This window comes from Ralstonia sp. ASV6, from assembly GCF_016429285.1.
In the GTDB taxonomy this organism is placed as follows: Bacteria; Pseudomonadota; Gammaproteobacteria; order Burkholderiales; family Burkholderiaceae; genus Ralstonia; species Ralstonia flaminis.
Map to the genome: position 1 here is coordinate 38,678 of NZ_JAELUI010000015.1, position 16,941 is coordinate 55,618.

At 64.4% G+C, this 16,941-nt stretch carries 10 protein-coding genes; 7 read left to right on the forward strand and 3 right to left on the reverse strand.

The annotated features are described in order from the left end of the window. The first annotated feature begins 87 nt into the window (after positions 1-87). From JHD73_RS04505 to JHD73_RS04535, 7 genes are all read left to right on the forward strand, one after another. Complete coding sequence (locus JHD73_RS04505; RefSeq protein WP_199028205.1) at positions 88-1,017, forward strand: DMT family transporter; 930 nt, start codon at positions 88-90, stop codon at positions 1,015-1,017. 36 nt (positions 1,018-1,053) lie between these two features. Continuing rightward, entirely contained in the window at positions 1,054-2,100 is a 1,047-nt protein-coding gene (locus tag JHD73_RS04510; RefSeq protein WP_199028207.1) for an alpha/beta fold hydrolase, read from the forward strand. A 250-nt stretch (positions 2,101-2,350) separates the two neighbouring features. Beyond that, complete coding sequence (gene smc, locus JHD73_RS04515) at positions 2,351-5,866, forward strand: chromosome segregation protein SMC (protein ID WP_199028209.1); 3,516 nt, start codon at positions 2,351-2,353, stop codon at positions 5,864-5,866. Next, complete coding sequence (locus JHD73_RS04520) at positions 5,867-7,096, forward strand: cell division protein ZipA C-terminal FtsZ-binding domain-containing protein (RefSeq protein ID WP_199028212.1); 1,230 nt, start codon at positions 5,867-5,869, stop codon at positions 7,094-7,096. Positions 7,097-7,113: 17 nt separating this feature from the next. Next, positions 7,114-9,549, forward strand: coding sequence for an NAD-dependent DNA ligase LigA (ligA, locus tag JHD73_RS04525; protein ID WP_199028214.1), 2,436 nt, complete (start codon positions 7,114-7,116; stop codon positions 9,547-9,549). A gap of 24 nt (positions 9,550-9,573) precedes the next feature. After that, positions 9,574-10,107 (forward strand): peptide deformylase, encoded by a 534-nt coding sequence (gene def, locus JHD73_RS04530; RefSeq protein ID WP_199028216.1) that lies wholly within the window; start codon positions 9,574-9,576, stop codon positions 10,105-10,107. An 81-nt stretch (positions 10,108-10,188) separates the two neighbouring features. Then, entirely contained in the window at positions 10,189-11,310 is a 1,122-nt protein-coding gene (locus JHD73_RS04535) for a hypothetical protein (protein ID WP_199028218.1), read from the forward strand. Between the two features lie 80 nt (positions 11,311-11,390). On the opposite strand, the gene JHD73_RS04540 is transcribed toward JHD73_RS04535, so the two are convergent. From JHD73_RS04540 to map, 3 genes are all read right to left on the reverse strand, one after another. Next, positions 11,391-13,331 carry a pseudouridine synthase gene (locus JHD73_RS04540; protein WP_199028220.1) on the reverse strand — a complete coding sequence of 647 codons (1,941 nt, stop codon included), beginning with the start codon at positions 13,329-13,331 and terminating at the stop codon, positions 11,391-11,393. A 25-nt stretch (positions 13,332-13,356) separates the two neighbouring features. Further along, on the reverse strand, positions 13,357-15,951 hold the full coding sequence (locus JHD73_RS04545) for a [protein-PII] uridylyltransferase (RefSeq protein ID WP_199028222.1): 2,595 nt from the start codon (positions 15,949-15,951) through the stop codon (positions 13,357-13,359). Between the two features lie 116 nt (positions 15,952-16,067). Next, positions 16,068-16,892, reverse strand: a complete 825-nt coding sequence (gene map, locus JHD73_RS04550) for a type I methionyl aminopeptidase (protein ID WP_199028224.1) — start codon at positions 16,890-16,892, stop codon at positions 16,068-16,070. Positions 16,893-16,941: the final 49 nt, after the last annotated feature.

A 16,941-nucleotide genomic window follows, 5' to 3' on the forward strand; every position in this document is an offset into this window, starting at 1 on the left:
ATTATACGGCCAACGTGTGTTGGTCGCGTGATTGGTCGCAGCGGACATTGCAGGACACGGCGGTTTTCCGCCGTTTTTATTGGATTCATGACAACGATTGCCTCTTCGGCGCCCTCAGCAGACGGCGCCACCCATCACGAGCCGCAATGGACGGCGGCACTGTTCATCCTTGTGGGCGCCTCTGTCTGGGGGATTTCCTGGTATCCGTACCGCCTGCTCGCCGGGTGGGGGCTGGGCAGCATGCTGGCCTCGTCGGTCACGGGCGCGGTGGCGGCCGTGCTTGCAGCCGTGGTGCTGCGGCGCCACTTTCCGACCTTCCAGTGGTCCTGGCTGATTCCGGCATTGGGGCTGGCGGCAGGTATCACCAACGCCGGTTTTGTCTGGGGTACGGTGCACGGCACAGTCATGCGGGTGCTGCTGCTGTTCTATCTCACCCCGGTGTGGACGGCCCTGTTGGCGCGCTTTTGGCTGCATGAGCGCTTGGGGCTGCGCGGCGGTGTTTTGCTCGCATTGGCCTTGTCGGGTGCCGTGCTGATGCTGTGGTCGGGGCAGGCCGGTACGCCGTGGCCGGGTTCGGCTGCGGAATGGGCGGGGTTGATTGCCGGCTTGGCTTTCGCGTGCAACAACGTGCTCTCGCGCTTGGCCGGGCAGCGTCATCCGACCATGCGACCGGAAATGCGTACGGTCGTCGTCTTCACGGGTTGCGCCCTGGTGGGCTTGCCCGCGGCGGTTTTGCTCGATGGTGTGCAAACGGTACCCGCGGCCATCACGCAAACCAACACATGGATGCTGCTGCTGGGCATGGCGTGCGTGCTGGTGGGCGGCAATGCGATGGTGCAACGTGGTCTGCAGCGGCTGCCGGCCAATCGCGCCGCGCTGCTGATGCTGTTTGAGATCGTGGTGGCGGCCGTATCGTCGGCACTGCTCACGTCGGAGCGCTTGTCGATGCAGGAGATGGTGGGCGGTGCCTGCATCATCCTGGCGGGCGCACTGTCGGGGCTGTCGCGGCGCAAGTAACGCTGGCGTTTCACGAGTCCATCAAGGAGTGTGCTGATGTTGCTTCGCTCGATTTCCGTTGCGCTGGTTGCCGCCGTGGCAATGGCGGGTGTGTCCGCCCAAGCCGCACCTGCTGAGAGTGGCCCTGCATATGGCCCTCGGCTGGAGGGTTTCGACTATCCGGCACCTGTGCGCCTGTTCAAGTTCGAATCCCAGGGCAATGCGCTGGAGATGGCCTATCTGGACGTCAAGCCCGAGCAGGCCAACGGCCAGGTTGCGGTGCTGATGCACGGCAAGAACTTCTGCGCGGCGACTTGGGAAGACACCATCAAGGCGTTGACGGGTGCCGGTTACCGCGTGATCGCGCCCGACCAGATCGGCTTCTGCAAGTCGAGCAAGCCGCGCGCCTATCAGTATTCGTTCCAGCAACTGGCCAGCAACACGCACGCGTTGCTGGCTTCGCTCGGCGTCCAGCAAGCTATCCTGATCGGCCATTCGACCGGTGGCATGCTTGCCACGCGCTATGCGCTGATGTATCCGACCGAAGTGTCGCGGCTGGTGATGATCAACCCGATCGGCCTGGAAGACTGGAAGGCCAAGGGCGTGCCATCCATGACGGTCGACCAGTGGTTTGCGCGCGAGAAACAGACCAGCGCCGAGCGCATCCGGGCGTACGAGCAATCCACGTACTACGCGGGCCAATGGCGTACCGACTACGAGCCCTGGGTGCAGATGCTGGCGGGCATGTATCGCGGCCCGGGGCGTGACCTGGTGGCCTGGAACTCGGCGCTGCTGTACGACATGATCTACACGCAGCCTGTGGTGTACGAATTCGGACAGGTGCGCCCCTGGACACTGCTGCTGATCGGCCAGAAGGACACCACTGCCATCGCCAAGGACACCGCGCCGCCGGAAGTGCGCGCCCGTCTGGGCAACTACCCGGAACTGGGGCGGGCCGCTGCCAAGGCCATTCCGCACGCGACGCTGGTGGAGTTTCCGGATGCGGGCCATGCGCCACAAATTCAGGACGCTGTTGCGCTGCACAAGGCATTGCTGGAGTGGCTGGCCAGCCCGGATGTTTCCCGCACGCGCCGGCCGGATTGATGCAGACGTGTCCGAAAGGTGAAATTGCTGACAAATCCTCAGCAATTTGCCTTCTGCGATCGCAAATTTCGTCCATTTTTGTGCCGCTCGGATTGGCTGGAGCCGGGGTGCCCGATGGTATGATGACGCCATCCGCGCCCCCGGCGCGCGCCTTGCAATCCCGCGCCCCGTGGCGTTGGCGCGATTGCAGGGCGCATGTCTCGGGCGCCCGCTTCATCACTCTTACTGATCCCTTCGAGACGACCTCAACGTGCGCCTCTCCTCGATCAAGCTCGCAGGCTTCAAGTCTTTCGTCGATCCGACCAATTTCCATGTTCCGGGCCAGCTCGTCGGCATCGTCGGCCCGAACGGTTGCGGTAAATCCAACATCATCGACGCCGTGCGCTGGGTGCTCGGCGAATCACGCGCTGCGGAACTCCGTGGCGAGTCGATGCAGGACGTCATCTTCAACGGCTCCACGCAGCGCAAGCCGGCGGGCCGCGCCAGCGTCGAACTCGTATTCGACAACGCCGAAGGCCGCGCTGCCGGCCAGTGGAGCCAGTACGCCGAAGTGGCGGTCAAGCGCGTCCTGAGCCGCGACGGTACGTCGTCGTACTTCATCAACAACCAGGCGGTGCGCCGCCGCGACATCCAGGACATCTTCCTTGGCACGGGCCTGGGCCCGCGCGCTTACGCCATCATCGGGCAGGGGATGATCTCGCGCATCATCGAGGCCAAGCCCGATGACATGCGCATTTTTCTGGAAGAAGCCGCTGGCGTGTCCAAGTACAAGGAGCGCCGCCGCGAAACCGAAAACCGCCTGTCCGACACGCGCGAAAACCTCACGCGCGTGGAAGACATTCTGCGTGAACTCGGCACCAACCTCGAAAAGCTCGAAGGCCAGGCCGAAGTCGCGCAACGCTTTCAGGCCCTGCAGGCCGATGGCGAAGAGAAGCAGCATCTGCTGTGGCTGTTGCGCAAGCGCGAAGCACAGGGCGAGCAGGAACGCCACCAGCGTGCCATCGAACAGGCGCAGATCGACCTCGAAGCACAGACCGCGCAGTTGCGCCACATCGAAGCCGAATTGGAAACGATGCGGGTTGCGCACTACGCGTCGTCCGATGCAATGCATGCCGCACAGGGCGCGCTATACGAGGCCAACGCCGAGGTCAGCCGCCTGGAAGCCGAGATCCGCTACGTGGTGGAATCGCGCAACCGCATCCAGCAGCAGATCGCCACACTGACGGCGCAGCAGGACCAATGGCACACGCAGGGCGATCAGGCGCAGGAAGATCTCGCCGCGGCTGAGGAAGAACTCGCCATGGCCGAGGAGCGTGCCGCTCAGGCCGCCGAGGACGTCGCTCGCAAGTCCGATGAGCTGCCTGGCATGGAAGCGCAATGGCGCGATGCCCAGGCTGCGCTGAATGATCAGCGGGCAGCCATTCTGCAGTCGGAACAGGCACTCAAGCTGGAGGCCGCGCACCAACGCAATGCCGATCAGGCACTGCAACAGCTCGACCAGCGCCGCGAACGCCTGACTCAGGAGTCCAGCGGCCTGGACAAGCCGGACGACGTGCAGCTCGAAACGCTGCGCGCCGAACTGACCGAACAAGAAGAGGTCCTGGCCGAAGCGCAAGCCGCGCTGGAAGACGCCGAAACGCAACTGCCGCAGCTCGACGAGGCCCGCCGCGCAGCGCAAGACCGCGTGCAATCCGAAGCGGCCGCCATTGCCACCCTGGAAGCGCGCCTTGCCGCGCTCAAGCAACTGCAGGAAAACGTGCAGACCGACGGCAAGGTCCAGCCGTGGTTGGCCAAGCATGAACTGAGCGAACTGCCGCGCTTCTGGAAGAAGCTGCAGATTGAACAAGGTTGGGAGCCAGCGTTGGAGTCGGTGCTGCGCGAGAAGCTCGGCGCGCTGGAAGTCTCCAACCTCGATTGGATCAAGGCGTTTGCCGCTGACGCACCGCCCGCCAAGCTGGCGTTCTATTCGCCACCACCGGCAGCGCGCCCGGTGGAAGCGCCGCCTGGGCTGCGTCCGCTGATGTCGCTGGTGCAAGTGACCGAGCCGGGCATTCGTGCGGTGCTGCAGGACTGGCTGGCCGACGTCTATATCGCCGACGACATGCAGGCCGCGCTGGCGGCGCGCCAGACGTTGCCTGAGGGTGGCACGTTTGTCGTCAAGGCTGGGCACCTGATCGGCCGGTCGTCGGTGCAGCTGTATGCGCCGGACTCCGAGCAGGCCGGCATGCTGGCCCGCGCGCAGGAAATCGAGAACCTGCACAAGCAGGTGCGCGCGCAGATGCTGCTGTCGGACGAGGCCAAGAGCGCTGCCGTGCGTGCAGATGCGGCCTACACCCAAGCCAGCCAGGCATTGCTGCATGTGCGAGCCCGCGCTGATCAGGCGACGCGCCGCGTGCACGTGCTGCAGATGGACGTGCTCAAACTCTCGCAGGCGATGGAGCGCTACAACGCCCGTAGCGGCCAGATCGATAGCGAGCTGGAGGAGATCCGCGCGCAGATCGAAGAGCAACGCGCTATCCGCGCTGAGTCAGAAGCCACTTTTGAGCAGCACGATGCGGCCCTCGCCGATATGCAGGCGCGCTTTGAAGACAACCAGCAGGCATTCGAGGCACTCGAAGCCAGCCTGGGCGACGCCCGCAATGCGCTGCGCGAACTGGAACGCGGCGCGCAGGAAGCGCACTTTGCCGAGCGTAATCTGCAGAATCGCATCGCTGAGTTGAGGCGCAATATCCAAGTGGCAACCGACCAAGCGCAGCAGATCGTGCTGACGCTGGAAAACGCCCGCGCAGAACTCGAAACCATCAACGAGCAGACCGCCCATACCGGCCTGCAAGAAGCGCTGGAACGCCGCGCCGAGAAGGAAGAAAAGCTCGGCGCCGCGCGTATCGAACTGGATGCGCTGACTGCCCAGTTGCGCACCTTCGATGAGCAGCGGTTGACCGCCGAACGCGCCCAGCAGCCGCTGCGCGACCGCATCACCGAGCTGCAGTTGAAGGAGCAGGCAGCACGTCTGAACCAGGAGCAGTTCTCCGAGCAGCTCACCACGGCCAACGTGGACGAAGCCGCGCTGGCCGAACGCCTGACTGGCGACCTCAAGCCTTCCTACTTGCAAGGCGAAGTGACGCGCATCAACAACGCCATCAACGCGCTGGGCCCGGTCAACATGGCCGCGCTGGATGAGTTGGCTGCGGCGCGCGAGCGCAAGGGTTTTCTCGATGCGCAGTCGGCAGATTTGAACGACGCCATCACCACGCTGGAAGACGCCATCCACAAGATTGACCAGGAAACGCGTTCGCTGCTGCAAGGCACGTTCGACCAGGTCAACCATCACTTCGGCGAGCTGTTCCCGACGCTGTTCGGCGGCGGCCAAGCCAAGCTGATCATGACCGGTGAAGAGATTCTCGACGCCGGTGTGCAGGTGATGGCGCAGCCGCCGGGCAAGAAGAACTCGACGATTCACCTGCTGTCAGGCGGCGAGAAGGCGCTGACCGCGATTGCATTGGTGTTCGCGATGTTCCAGTTGAACCCGGCGCCGTTCTGCTTGCTGGACGAGGTGGACGCGCCGCTGGACGACGCCAACACCGAGCGCTACGCCAACATGGTCAAACGCATGTCGGACAAGACCCAATTCGTTTTTATTTCTCACAACAAGATTGCGATGGAAATGGCGCAACAGCTCATCGGTGTGACCATGCAGGAACAAGGCGTGTCCCGGATCGTGGCGGTGGATATGGATGCCGCACTGACCATGGCGGAGGCCGCGTAAATGCAAGACAACAACCTGGTCATGGCGCTGCTGGGCGCCGGCGTTGTTTTCGTACTGGTGATCGTGGTCTACAACCAGTGGCAGATTCGCAAGGCACGCCGCCCGGAAGCCTACAACCCGCCGGTTGACGAGGCCCCGCGCGGTGAAGGCTGGACAGGGAACGAGCGCCACGAGCCGGCGCTGGGTGGTGAACGAGATGAGGTCGGTCGCGTCGAGCCTCGCCTGGAGCCCGGCCTTGCGCCGCAACCGCATGCGCCGTCCACCGGCAGCGCGGAAACCGAAGCCGGCGTGATCGGCGCCGAACTCACACCCACCAGCGAAGAGGCTGCGCGGGAAGCTGCCGAAACTGATCAAGCGCAAGAGGCTGTTGAGCCCGCCCCCGGCTCGCTGGAGCCGGCCAATGGCGTGATCGACCCGCTGATCGATTGTATCGTTTCGCTGCACCCCGAGCGTGAAGTGTCGGGGGATCGCCTGTTGCCAGCGCTGTCCAAGCTGCGCCGCGCAGGGACCAAGCAGATCCACGTGGAAGGCCTGAATCCGGCGGCAAACGCCTGGGAAGCCATCCGCGCCGGTCAGCGCTACCTCGATCTGCAGGTGGCTGTGCAACTGGCTAACCGCACTGGCCCGCTCAACGCGCTGGAGTTCTCTGAGTTCATCAACGCGATCGACCCGCTGTCGGACGCAGCGGATGCCGTGCCCGAGTTGCCCGACATGAACGAGACCATCGCCAATGCGCGCGAGCTCGACGCGTTTGCGGCTGAATGCGACGTGCAGCTTGGCGTAAGCGTGATCTCTGATGGCGCGCCTTGGTCGGCCGCCTATGTGCAGACCGTGGCCACGCAGGATGGCCTGGTGCTTTCGCGTGACGGCACGCGCTTCACACGCTACCACGCCGGCACCGACGGTGTGCAGCGAGCACTGTTCACGCTGCAGTTTGGCGACACCAACTTCCTGCGCGATGACCTGACCGTCAAAGCTGGCCGCCAGATCACGCTGCTGCTGGACGTGCCGGTGGCTGAAGAGGCATCCAAGCCGTTCAAGCTGGTCTGCGAATACGCCTACACGCTGTCGCAGCGCATGGGCGCGCAGGTGGTGGACGACAACCTGCGTCCGCTGACGGAGCAGTCCTTCGTCGCCATTCAGAAGCATCTGCGGGTGCTGTATGACAAGCTTGAATCGCGCGGCGTGCCCGCCGGTTCCAGCACCGCTGTGCGCTTGTTCAGCCACTGACGCGATTCCCAATTCCCATGAGCAAGACCGCAGAACCCGCGCTCGGTCCGACATCGAAAGATCGGCCTGAGACGCGGGCAGCGTGGCTGCGCGCCACGCTCAACCGCTACGCCCACGAGTACTACGTGCTTGACCAGCCCAGCGTGCCGGACGCCGAATACGACCGGCTGTACCGCGAGCTGGAGGCGCTGGAAGCGGAACATCCCGAACTGAAGACGCCCGATTCACCCACGTTACGTGTGGGCGGAGGGATCCTGCCGGAGTTCGCGCAGGTCAGGCATGTCATTCCGATGCTGTCGATCCGCACGGAGACTGACACTACCGCCAACGGTGCCCGTGCGTTTGACGCCAGCGTGCGCCGCGAGCTGGGCCTCGATGAGACCGATCCGCCCGTCGAATACGCTGCCGAGTTGAAGTTCGACGGCCTTGCGATCAACCTGCGCTACGAGCGCGGCTTCCTCGTACAGGCAGCCACACGCGGCGATGGCACCACAGGCGAAGACGTCACGCAGAACATCCGCACGATCCGCCAGATTCCCCTGGGGCTGACGCCTGTGGATGGGGCTGTGCCCGAGGTGTTGGAAGTACGCGGCGAGGTTTATATGCGCCGCGACGATTTCGAGAAGCTCAATGCTCGTCAGCGTGAGCGCGGCGACAAGACGTTCGTCAACCCGCGCAACACCGCAGCCGGCGCCGTGCGCCAGCTTGACCCGAAGATGGCCGCCGAGCGTCCGCTGTCGTTTTTTGCTTATGGCCTGGGTGAAGTCTTGGGCTGGAATAGCCAGCCCAAGACGCACTCCAGCATGCTCGATGCGCTGCAGGCGTTTGGTTTCCCGGTCAGCAAGGAGCGCGCGGCAGTGAAGGGCGGCGAGGGCTTGGTCGAATTCCATGCCGCCATTGGTGCCAAGCGCGATAGCCTGCCGTTCGATATCGATGGCGTTGTCTACAAGGTCAACGATCTGGCATTGCAGCGCGAGCTGGGGTTCCGCACGCGCGAGCCGCGCTGGGCGGTGGCGCACAAGTATCCGGCGCAGGAAGCCCTGACCACGGTCGAGTCGATTGGCGTGCAGGTCGGCCGCACGGGTGCCATCACACCGGTGGCGCGGCTGGTGCCGGTATTCGTTGGCGGCGTGACGGTGACCAACGCGACCCTGCACAACGAAGACGAAGTCCGCCGCAAGGACGTGCGCGTGGGCGATACCGTGATCGTGCGGCGCGCGGGGGATGTGATTCCCGAGGTGGTGAGTGTGGTGCTCGATCGTCGCCCAATGGACGACGTGCCGGGCAGCGACCTGTTCAACCCGCAACAGCAGCCAAAGTACCTGCCGTTCGAACTGCCGAAGAACTGCCCGGTGTGCGGCTCGCACGTCGTGCGCGAAGAGGGCGAGGCGGTGGCACGCTGCTCGGGCGGTCTGTTCTGCTCCGCGCAGCGCAAGGAGGCGATCCGACACTTTGCCGGCCGCCGCATGATGGACATCGAAGGCCTGGGCGAGCGCTACATCGACAACCTGGTCGAGCTGGACTACGTGCATGGCATCGCCGATCTGTACAAGCTCAAGCTCGACGATTTTCTCGAGATGAAGCGCCGCGCCGACGAGCGTGACGGCGTGACTCCCGAGACCGTTGCCGCCGGCAAAATCGCCACCAAGTGGGCTGAAAACCTGCTTGAAGGTATCCAGGCCAGCAAGACGCCGCCGCTGGCGCGCTTCCTGTTTGCGCTGGGTATCCGCCACGTGGGTGAATCGACCGCCAAGACACTCGCCGATTGGCTGGGCAGTTTGGCCATGATCCGATGTGCGCCGGCGCCGTTGCTGTTGGCGTTGCCAGACGTGGGGGCAACGGTGGCGGAAGCCATCGCCGATTTCTTTGCCGAACCGAAGAATCAGCAGGCATTGGATGCGCTGCTCGAAGCGGGTGTCACCCCCCAAGGCGAGCATGCGCCCAACGCCAAGCTACGCGAGAAACTGGAGCCGGCCGATCTGTATGCCACGCTCGGCGTGCCCAAGCTGACGGCCACGCGCGCCAGGCAACTGGCGGCGGTGGCACCCACGCTCACGCAACTGGCAGAAGTGCAAGCCGGGCAGCTGGCCGGCCTGCCGGCTGACGTGTCCGCATCGCTGCTCGAATGGCTGGGCGCGCACGACCATCGTGCACAACTCGTGCAGCTTGATGCGCTGCGCAACGAACTGCTCGCTGCCATGCCGGCCGAGGCTGCAGAAGAGGGCGTCCTTGCCGGCAAGACCGTGGTGCTGACCGGTACGCTGCCCAACCTCACGCGCGACGATGCCAAGGCCATGCTGGAAGCTGCCGGTGCCAAGGTGTCGGGCTCGGTATCGAAGAAGACCGACTACGTCATCGCTGGTGAAGAGGCCGGCAGCAAGCTCGTCAAGGCGGAAGAACTGGGGGTGAAGGTTCTGGACGAAGCGGGTATGCTCGCGCTGTTGCAGAAATAGCCAGAAATCGGCGGGAGACTCGGCATGATCCGAAACATCCTCAAAATGGGCGACAGCCGCCTGCTGCGCGTAGCAAAACGGGTTGAGCGCTTTAACACGCCCGAGCTGACCGCGCTGATCGAAGACATGTTCGACACGATGGACGCCGCGCGGGGTGCCGGTCTGGCGGCTCCGCAGATCGGCGTGGACCTGCAGGTCGTCATCTTCGGGTTCGATCGTAGCGAGCGCTACCCGGATGCGCCGGCCGTGCCCAAGACGGTGCTCATCAACCCAACCATCGAGCCGCTTACCGAAGAGACGGAAGAGGGCTGGGAGGGCTGCCTGTCGGTGCCCGGCCTGCGTGGTGTGGTGCCGCGTTACACGCGCCTGCGCTACACCGGCTTTGATCAGCACGGCCACACCATCGACCGCATTGCCGAAGGCTTTCATGCCCGTGTGGTGCAACACGAGTGCGACCACCTTCAGGGCGTGCTGTACCCCATGCGGGTGAAAGACTTCACCCGCTTCGGCTTTACCGAAATCCTGTTTCCAGAACTGCCTGCAAATCACGACGATTGAGCCGACGGCGAATCGTGACTGTGGGAGCGCCGCACCCGCGGGGGCGGGTGGGTGCATTTTTTCATCCACGACGGAGATGATATGAAGCGTGATGGTTTGAGGGGCTGGCGCCGGCTGGCGCTTGGGATGGCCGCAGTGGCCATGCTGGGGTTGGCAGCTTGTGCTGGTCCGCAGGCGACGGACACGGCCGCTGCACCGGCTGCCGAGAAGCCCCAGGGCCCGGTCTGGCAACGCGTGCATCTGGGTAGCGACGCCGTTGCCTACGACTTCCCGGTCTACGCCAACCATCCGCTTGACGGTGACCTGAGCGGCATTCGCGAGGTCGTGCTTGTGCAGCACGGCCTGCAGCGCAACGGCAACGATTACTACAAAGCCGGCGCTGATCTGCTCGCGGCCAGCGGCCGTAATCCCGATGAAGTCCTGCTGATCGCCCCGAACTTTCCCGGTGAGCCAGATGCGGGCAAGGGCTTCGACGGCATGCCGGTGTGGTCAGTGGATGGCTGGATCGGCGGTTTCAATGCCACCAATGCGCCGTACACCGAACTGAGTTCGCTCAAGGTGCTGGATGATCTGATCGGCTACGTGACCGACCCGGCGCGCGCACCCAACGTCAAGCGCGTGACGGTGGCCGGACACTCCGGCGGCGGTCAGATCGTGCAGCGCTACGCGGTGCTCAACAACGTGGACGAAGGCATTCGTAAGCGCGGTATCGACTTGAACTACGTCGTGGCCAATCCGTCGTCGTATCTGTACTTCACGCCGGACCGGCCGCACGGCAAGGGCTTCGCCCGCTACAGCACGCACACCTGCCCGGACTACGATCACTACAAGTACGGCATGGTCGACATGGTTCCGTATGCCGCCGGCAAGAGCGGCAAGGTGCTGTTCAGCCGCTATGCACAGCGCCACGTCACGTACCTGGTCGGCACGAGCGACAACGACCCGAACCATCGCGTGCTCGACAAGACCTGTGGCGCCGAAGCCGAAGGTCCGACGCGCCTGGACCGCGCCCGCAACTACTGGCGCTACGAGCGTCACTTGGCCGGACCGCGTAAGCGCATCAATCACCAGGCGCACGAGGTGATTGGCGTGGGGCACGATCAGGCGAAGATGTTCGGCTCGCGTTGCGGTGCACAGGCCGTGTTTGGCATGCCGGCATCGGCCAATACCACGGGCGCAGCCTGTCAGCCGCCGCAGCGTTGATCTGGAGTCGGCCGCGGCCATAAAAAAAACCGGTCAGCGCTGTGGCGTTGACCGGTTTTTCTTTAGGGCGGGGACTGAACTTAGAACTTCTCGAACGGCCCCAGGAAGCGCCACTGGCCTACCGGCAGGTCGCCCAGCACGATGCGGCCCATGCGGATGCGCTTGAGGCCAACCACCTCCAGCCCCACTTGCTCGCACATGCGACGGATCTGACGCTTCTTGCCTTCGCGCAGCACGAAACGCAACTGCTCCTCGTTCTGCCAGCTTACCTTCGCGGGCTTGAGCTCTTCGTCATCGAGCCACAGGCCAAAGCGTAGCTTCTCCAGCAGTTCTTCAGGGAAGACCTTGGAAATATCGTGCTCGACCCGGCCTTCCGGCGAATCCCACACCACGCGCACCAAGTACTCCTTCTCGACCGTCGAATCCTCGCCGATCAGGTGACGCGCCACGCGGCCATCCTGCGTCAGCACCAGCAGGCCGGTGGAGTCGATGTCCAGACGGCCGGCCGGGGCCAGCGCCTTGCGCTGCCAAGGTGCGAAGCGCTTGCGTGTGGGGTCTTCCTCCCACTGGTTTTCCGGTACGAACAGCGCGGCAGCCGGCTGGTAGCCATCTTCCGCTTGCCCTGACACATAGCCGACCGGCTTGTGCAGCAGTACGGTCACACGTTCGCCTTGCTCAGAACGCGCAGCCTGGTGGATTTCGATGATTGCATCCGGCTTCACACGCGAACCCAGCTCGGTAACGGGTTCGCCGTCTACCAGTACCCAGCCGCGCGGAATCCATTCATCGGCCTCGCGGCGTGAGCACAGGCCCAGCTCGGACATACGCTTGGACAGGCGGACCAGTCCGCTCTCGTCAGCTTGTGGGGCTTGGCGCGGAGCCTCTTCCTCGGCGCGACGTGGTGTGCGCTCTTCGCGCTGCGGACGTTGCGGACGCTCTTCAAAGCGACGCGGCGGGCGCTCATTGTCAAAACGGCGCGGTGCACAGTCGTCGCCATAGCGACGTGGTGGCCGTTGCTCATCATCGAACCGGCGCGGCGGGCGTTCGTCGTCAAAGCGTCGCGGAGGACGTTGATCGCCATCACGGCGCTGGGCACGTTGATCGTCGCCATAGCGGCGTGGGCGCTCGTCATCGAAACGTCGTGGCGGGCGATCCTCGATCCGACGCGGTGGCCGTTGATCATCGCCGAACTTGCGCGGCGGCCGTTCGTCGTCGAAGCGACGGGGCGGACGTTGATCGTCGCTGAACCGGCGCGGTGGGCGTTCATCGTCAAACCGGCGCGGTGGGCGATCTTCGAAACGACGCGGCGGACGCTCGTCATCGGAGCGACGGGGCGGACGTTGATCGTCGCTGAACCGGCGCGGTGGGCGTTCATCGTCAAATCGGCGCGGCGGGCGATCTTCGAAACGACGTGGCGGACGCTCGTCGTCAGAGCGACGGGGCGGACGTTGATCGTCGCTGAACCGGCGCGGCGGGCGTTCATCGTCAAACCGACGCGGTGGGCGATCTTCGAAACGACGTGGCGGCCGCGCGTCATCAGAGCGACGGGGCGGACGTTGATCGTCGCTGAACCGGCGCGGTGGGCGTTCATCGTCAAACCGGCGCGGTGGGCGATCTTCGAAACGACGCGGCGGACGCCCGTCGCCAGAGCGACGCGGTGGTCGTTGGTCATCGCCAAACTTGCGCGGCGGACGTTCGTCGTCAAACCGGCGGGGCGGGCGATCGCTCTGTGCGCGGCGCGGAGGTTGACCGCTGTCGTTGTTGCCGTCGCGGCGCGGTGGGCGCGGTTTGCGCTCCCCCTCGGCGGGCTCTGGGCGACGTTGCGACGGGCGCAGCGGCAGGCGGTCGCGGTTCAGGTCGGACGCGCGCAGCGGTTTGCTGCTGGTGGTGCGAACGGCGTTGCCTTCGTCGTCGCGGCGCACACCGAGCGTGGCGCGCTTGCCGGGTCGGGTGGCGCGTTGGGTCGGGTCGTTGCGGCGCTTGTCGTCGTCGCTCGGGAAATCGTCAGAATCGGTAGTCATGAATCAAAACCGGTAAGGCTGGCGCTCAGATGGCGAGCGCATCAAGCAGTTCGCTTTCAAGCGCGAGCTGCAGTTTGGTGTCCTGGGTCAGGCGCGAGCCGTCGACCAGGAAAATGTCTTCCACGCGTTCGCCCAGCGTGTTGATACGCGCGGTGTGCACCGACACGCGGTGGTGAGCGAGCACGCGGGCAATGGCATACAGCAGGCCGGTGCGGTCAGTGGCCGAGATGGACAGCAGGTAGTACTGCCCGCGTTCATCCGGGCGCAGATCGACGCGCGGTTTGATCGGGAAGCTGCGCGACTGGCGCGAGATGCGTCCGCGCGGGGGCTCGGGCAGGGCAGTCTCTCGCGAGATCTGCTCGGCCAGTTCGTGCTCGACCAGCGTGATGATGTCGCGGTAGTGGCCGGGTTCCACCAGGCCGGCACCCGGGTCGGCCACCTGGAAGGTGTCGAGTGCGTAGCCGTGCTTGGTCGTGTGGATCTTCGCGTCGAGAATCGTCAGGCTCTTGCGCTCGAAGTAGCCGCAGATGCGTGCGAACAGATCGGGCCGATCGGGCGAATATACAGCCACCTGCAGCCCTTCGCCCACGGGCGAGATGCGCGCCCGCACGATCGGGATGGTGGTGTCGATTCGCTGATGGAAGTGCCGCGTGAACCAGGCGATGTCGCTCGCGCCATGGCGCAGGAACACGCCCACGTCGAGTTGTTTCCACAGGGCGTCGTACGCGGTGTCTTCCACCGTGGCCAGGCGCAGAAGGGCGCGTGCGCGTTCCTTGCGGCCTTCCAGCACAGCGTGCGGATCGGTGGTCGCGCCGCCCAGCGCACGCAGTGTCATGCGATACAGGTCTTCCAGCAGCTTGCCTTTCCACGCATTCCAGACCTTGGGGCTGGTGCCGCGAATGTCGGCCACCGTCAGCAGGTACAGCGCAGTCAGGCGTCGCTCATTGCCAACCAGATCGGCAAAGCGGCGGATCACATCGGGGTCGCCCACGTCCTGCTTCTGTGCCACCTGGCTCATCGTCAGGTGATGCTCGACCAGCCAGACGATCAGGTCGCTATCTTCCTTGGCGAGGCCGTGTTCCTTGCAGAAGCGTCGCGCATCGGTCATGCCCAGCACGGAGTGATCGCCGCCGCGTCCCTTGGCGATGTCGTGGAACAGCGCAGCGATGGTCAGCACCCACGGCTTGTCGAAGTTCGCCATCAACTGGCTGCAGAACGGGAACTCGTGCGTGTGCTCGACGATGGCGAAGCGGCGGATGTTGCGCACCACCATCAGGATGTGCTGATCCACCGTGTAGACGTGGAACAGGTCGTGCTGCATCTGGCCGACGATGCGCCGGAAGTTGAGCAGGTAGCGCCCTAGCACGCTGGTCTGGTTCATCAGGCGCAATGCGTGGGTGATGCCCTGCGGCTGCTGCAGAATCTCCAGGAACAACGCGCGGTTGGCTGGGTCCTTGCGCCACTTCACGTCCATCAGCGTGCGGGCGTTGTAGAGCGCGCGCAGCGTATTGGCCGACAGCCCCTTGATGCCGCGCACCTGCTCGTACAGCAGGAAGGTCTCCAGGATGGCCGTCGGCTCGCGCTGATACAGGTCGGGGTCGGCAATCTCCAGCATCCCTTGGCGCTCGACAAAGCGCTCGTTGATCTTGCGCGTGATGCCAAGCTCGGTCGGGAACAGGCGTGCCTCGATGTTCTGCAGCACCACCGTGTTGAGCTGCGTGACCGCCTTGGCAGCCCAGTAGTAGCGGCGCATGATCTGTTCGCTGGCGCGCTTGGCGGTGGTCGAACGGTAGCCAAACGCCTCTGCCAGTTGCGTCTGCAAGTCAAAGACGAGCACATCCTGGCGGCGTCCTGCCAGCAAGTGCAGGCGCGCTCGAATGGTCTTGAGAAGGCGTTCGTTACTCGCAAGTTCCTGCGCTTCACGACGCGAGAGCAGCCCGTTGGCAAGCAGCTCATTCCAGCTCGATCCGAAGCCCGCCGCCCGCGTCATCCAGAGGATCACCTGCAGATCGCGCAGGCCCCCGGGGCTTTCCTTGCAGTTGGGCTCGAGTGAGTAGGGCGTGTCCTGGTACTTGGAGTGCCGCTGACGCATTTCCAGCAGCTTGGATTGGAAGAAGTCGGTGGCGTCGAGGTGGCCTTGGTAGTGCGTCTCGAACGTGCGGTACAGGTCCTCGTCACCGGTCAGCAGGCGTGCTTCCAGCAGCGACGTCTGCACCGTCACATCCTGCGCGGCTTCCTGGATGCATTCGTCCACCGTGCGCACCGATGAGCCGATGTCCAGTCCCATGTCCCAGCAGCGCCCGATGAATGCCTCCAGTCGTGCTTGCAGGGACTCGGGAGTCTTGTCTGCGGCCTGTGGCAGCAGGAGCAGGATGTCGACGTCGGAGTACGGGAACAGCTCGCCGCGCCCGTAACCGCCCACCGCGATCAGCGCGCAATCGGCGGGCATCTGCTCGTCTTGCCAGAGTTGCACCAATGCATGGTCCACCGCGCGGGCCAACTTGGTCACAAGTTGGTGCACGTTGGCATGCTGGTCGAACTGCGCAAACAAGTGCGTGCGTTCGGCCTTCAGGGTGTCGCGCGGTGAAATCTCAGGGTTGACGGCAGCGGCGGTGTGCATGAGTGGAGCGCGAATGAAACAACGACCGGAGGAAATGTCCGGTCGCTGCAAGAGTCGGGCCGGCGCTGCGCCGACCACTGCAGTGCACTCATGGGCGAGCGCACAGCCAAGTTCAATCAGGCCGTAGCCGGCGTGCCTTCGTGCACGAATTCCGGGGCCGGCGGCGTCAGTGCTGAGACGGTCAGCACTTCGTAGCCGGTTTCCGTCACGAGCAGGGTGTGCTCCCATTGGGCCGACAGGCTGCGGTCGCGCGTCTTGACGGTCCACTGGTCGGGCATTGTGCGAATGTCGCGCTTGCCCGCGTTGATCATGGGTTCGATCGTGAAGATCATGCCGGCTTTCAGTTCCATGCCGGTGCCTGGACGGCCGTAGTGCAGGATCTGCGGGTCTGCATGGAATACCTTGCCGATGCCGTGGCCGCAATATTCACGCACCACGCTGTAGCCGGAGGCTTCAGCGTGCTGCTGGATCACGTGGCCGATGTCGCCCAGGCGCGCACCCGGGCGCACGGCGGCAATGCCCTTCCACATGCACTCGAACGTCACCTGCGTCAATCGCTTGGCCAGGATCGAGCCTTCACCGACGATGAAGGTGCGGCTGGTATCGCCGTAATAGCCTTCCTTGGTAATGACGGTGATGTCCAGATTGACGATGTCACCGTTCTTGAGCACCTTGTCGCCCGGAATGCCGTGGCAGATCACGTCGTTGACCGACGTGCAGATCGAAGCGGGGAAGGGGGGGTAGCCCGGCGGCGCGTAGTTGAGCGGTGCCGGCACAGTGCCTTGCACGTCACGCATGTAGGCGTGGCACAGCTCGTTCAATTTGCCGGTGGTCACGCCCGGCTTCACGAACGGGGTGACGTAATCCAGGACTTCGGACGCAAGCCGGCAGGCCACGCGCATCTGCGCAATGTCTTCGGCGGTGTGAATGGTAACGGCCATGCTGTGACTCTTTCTGCACGCAGGCGCGCGAGGCGCCGCGTTATAACTA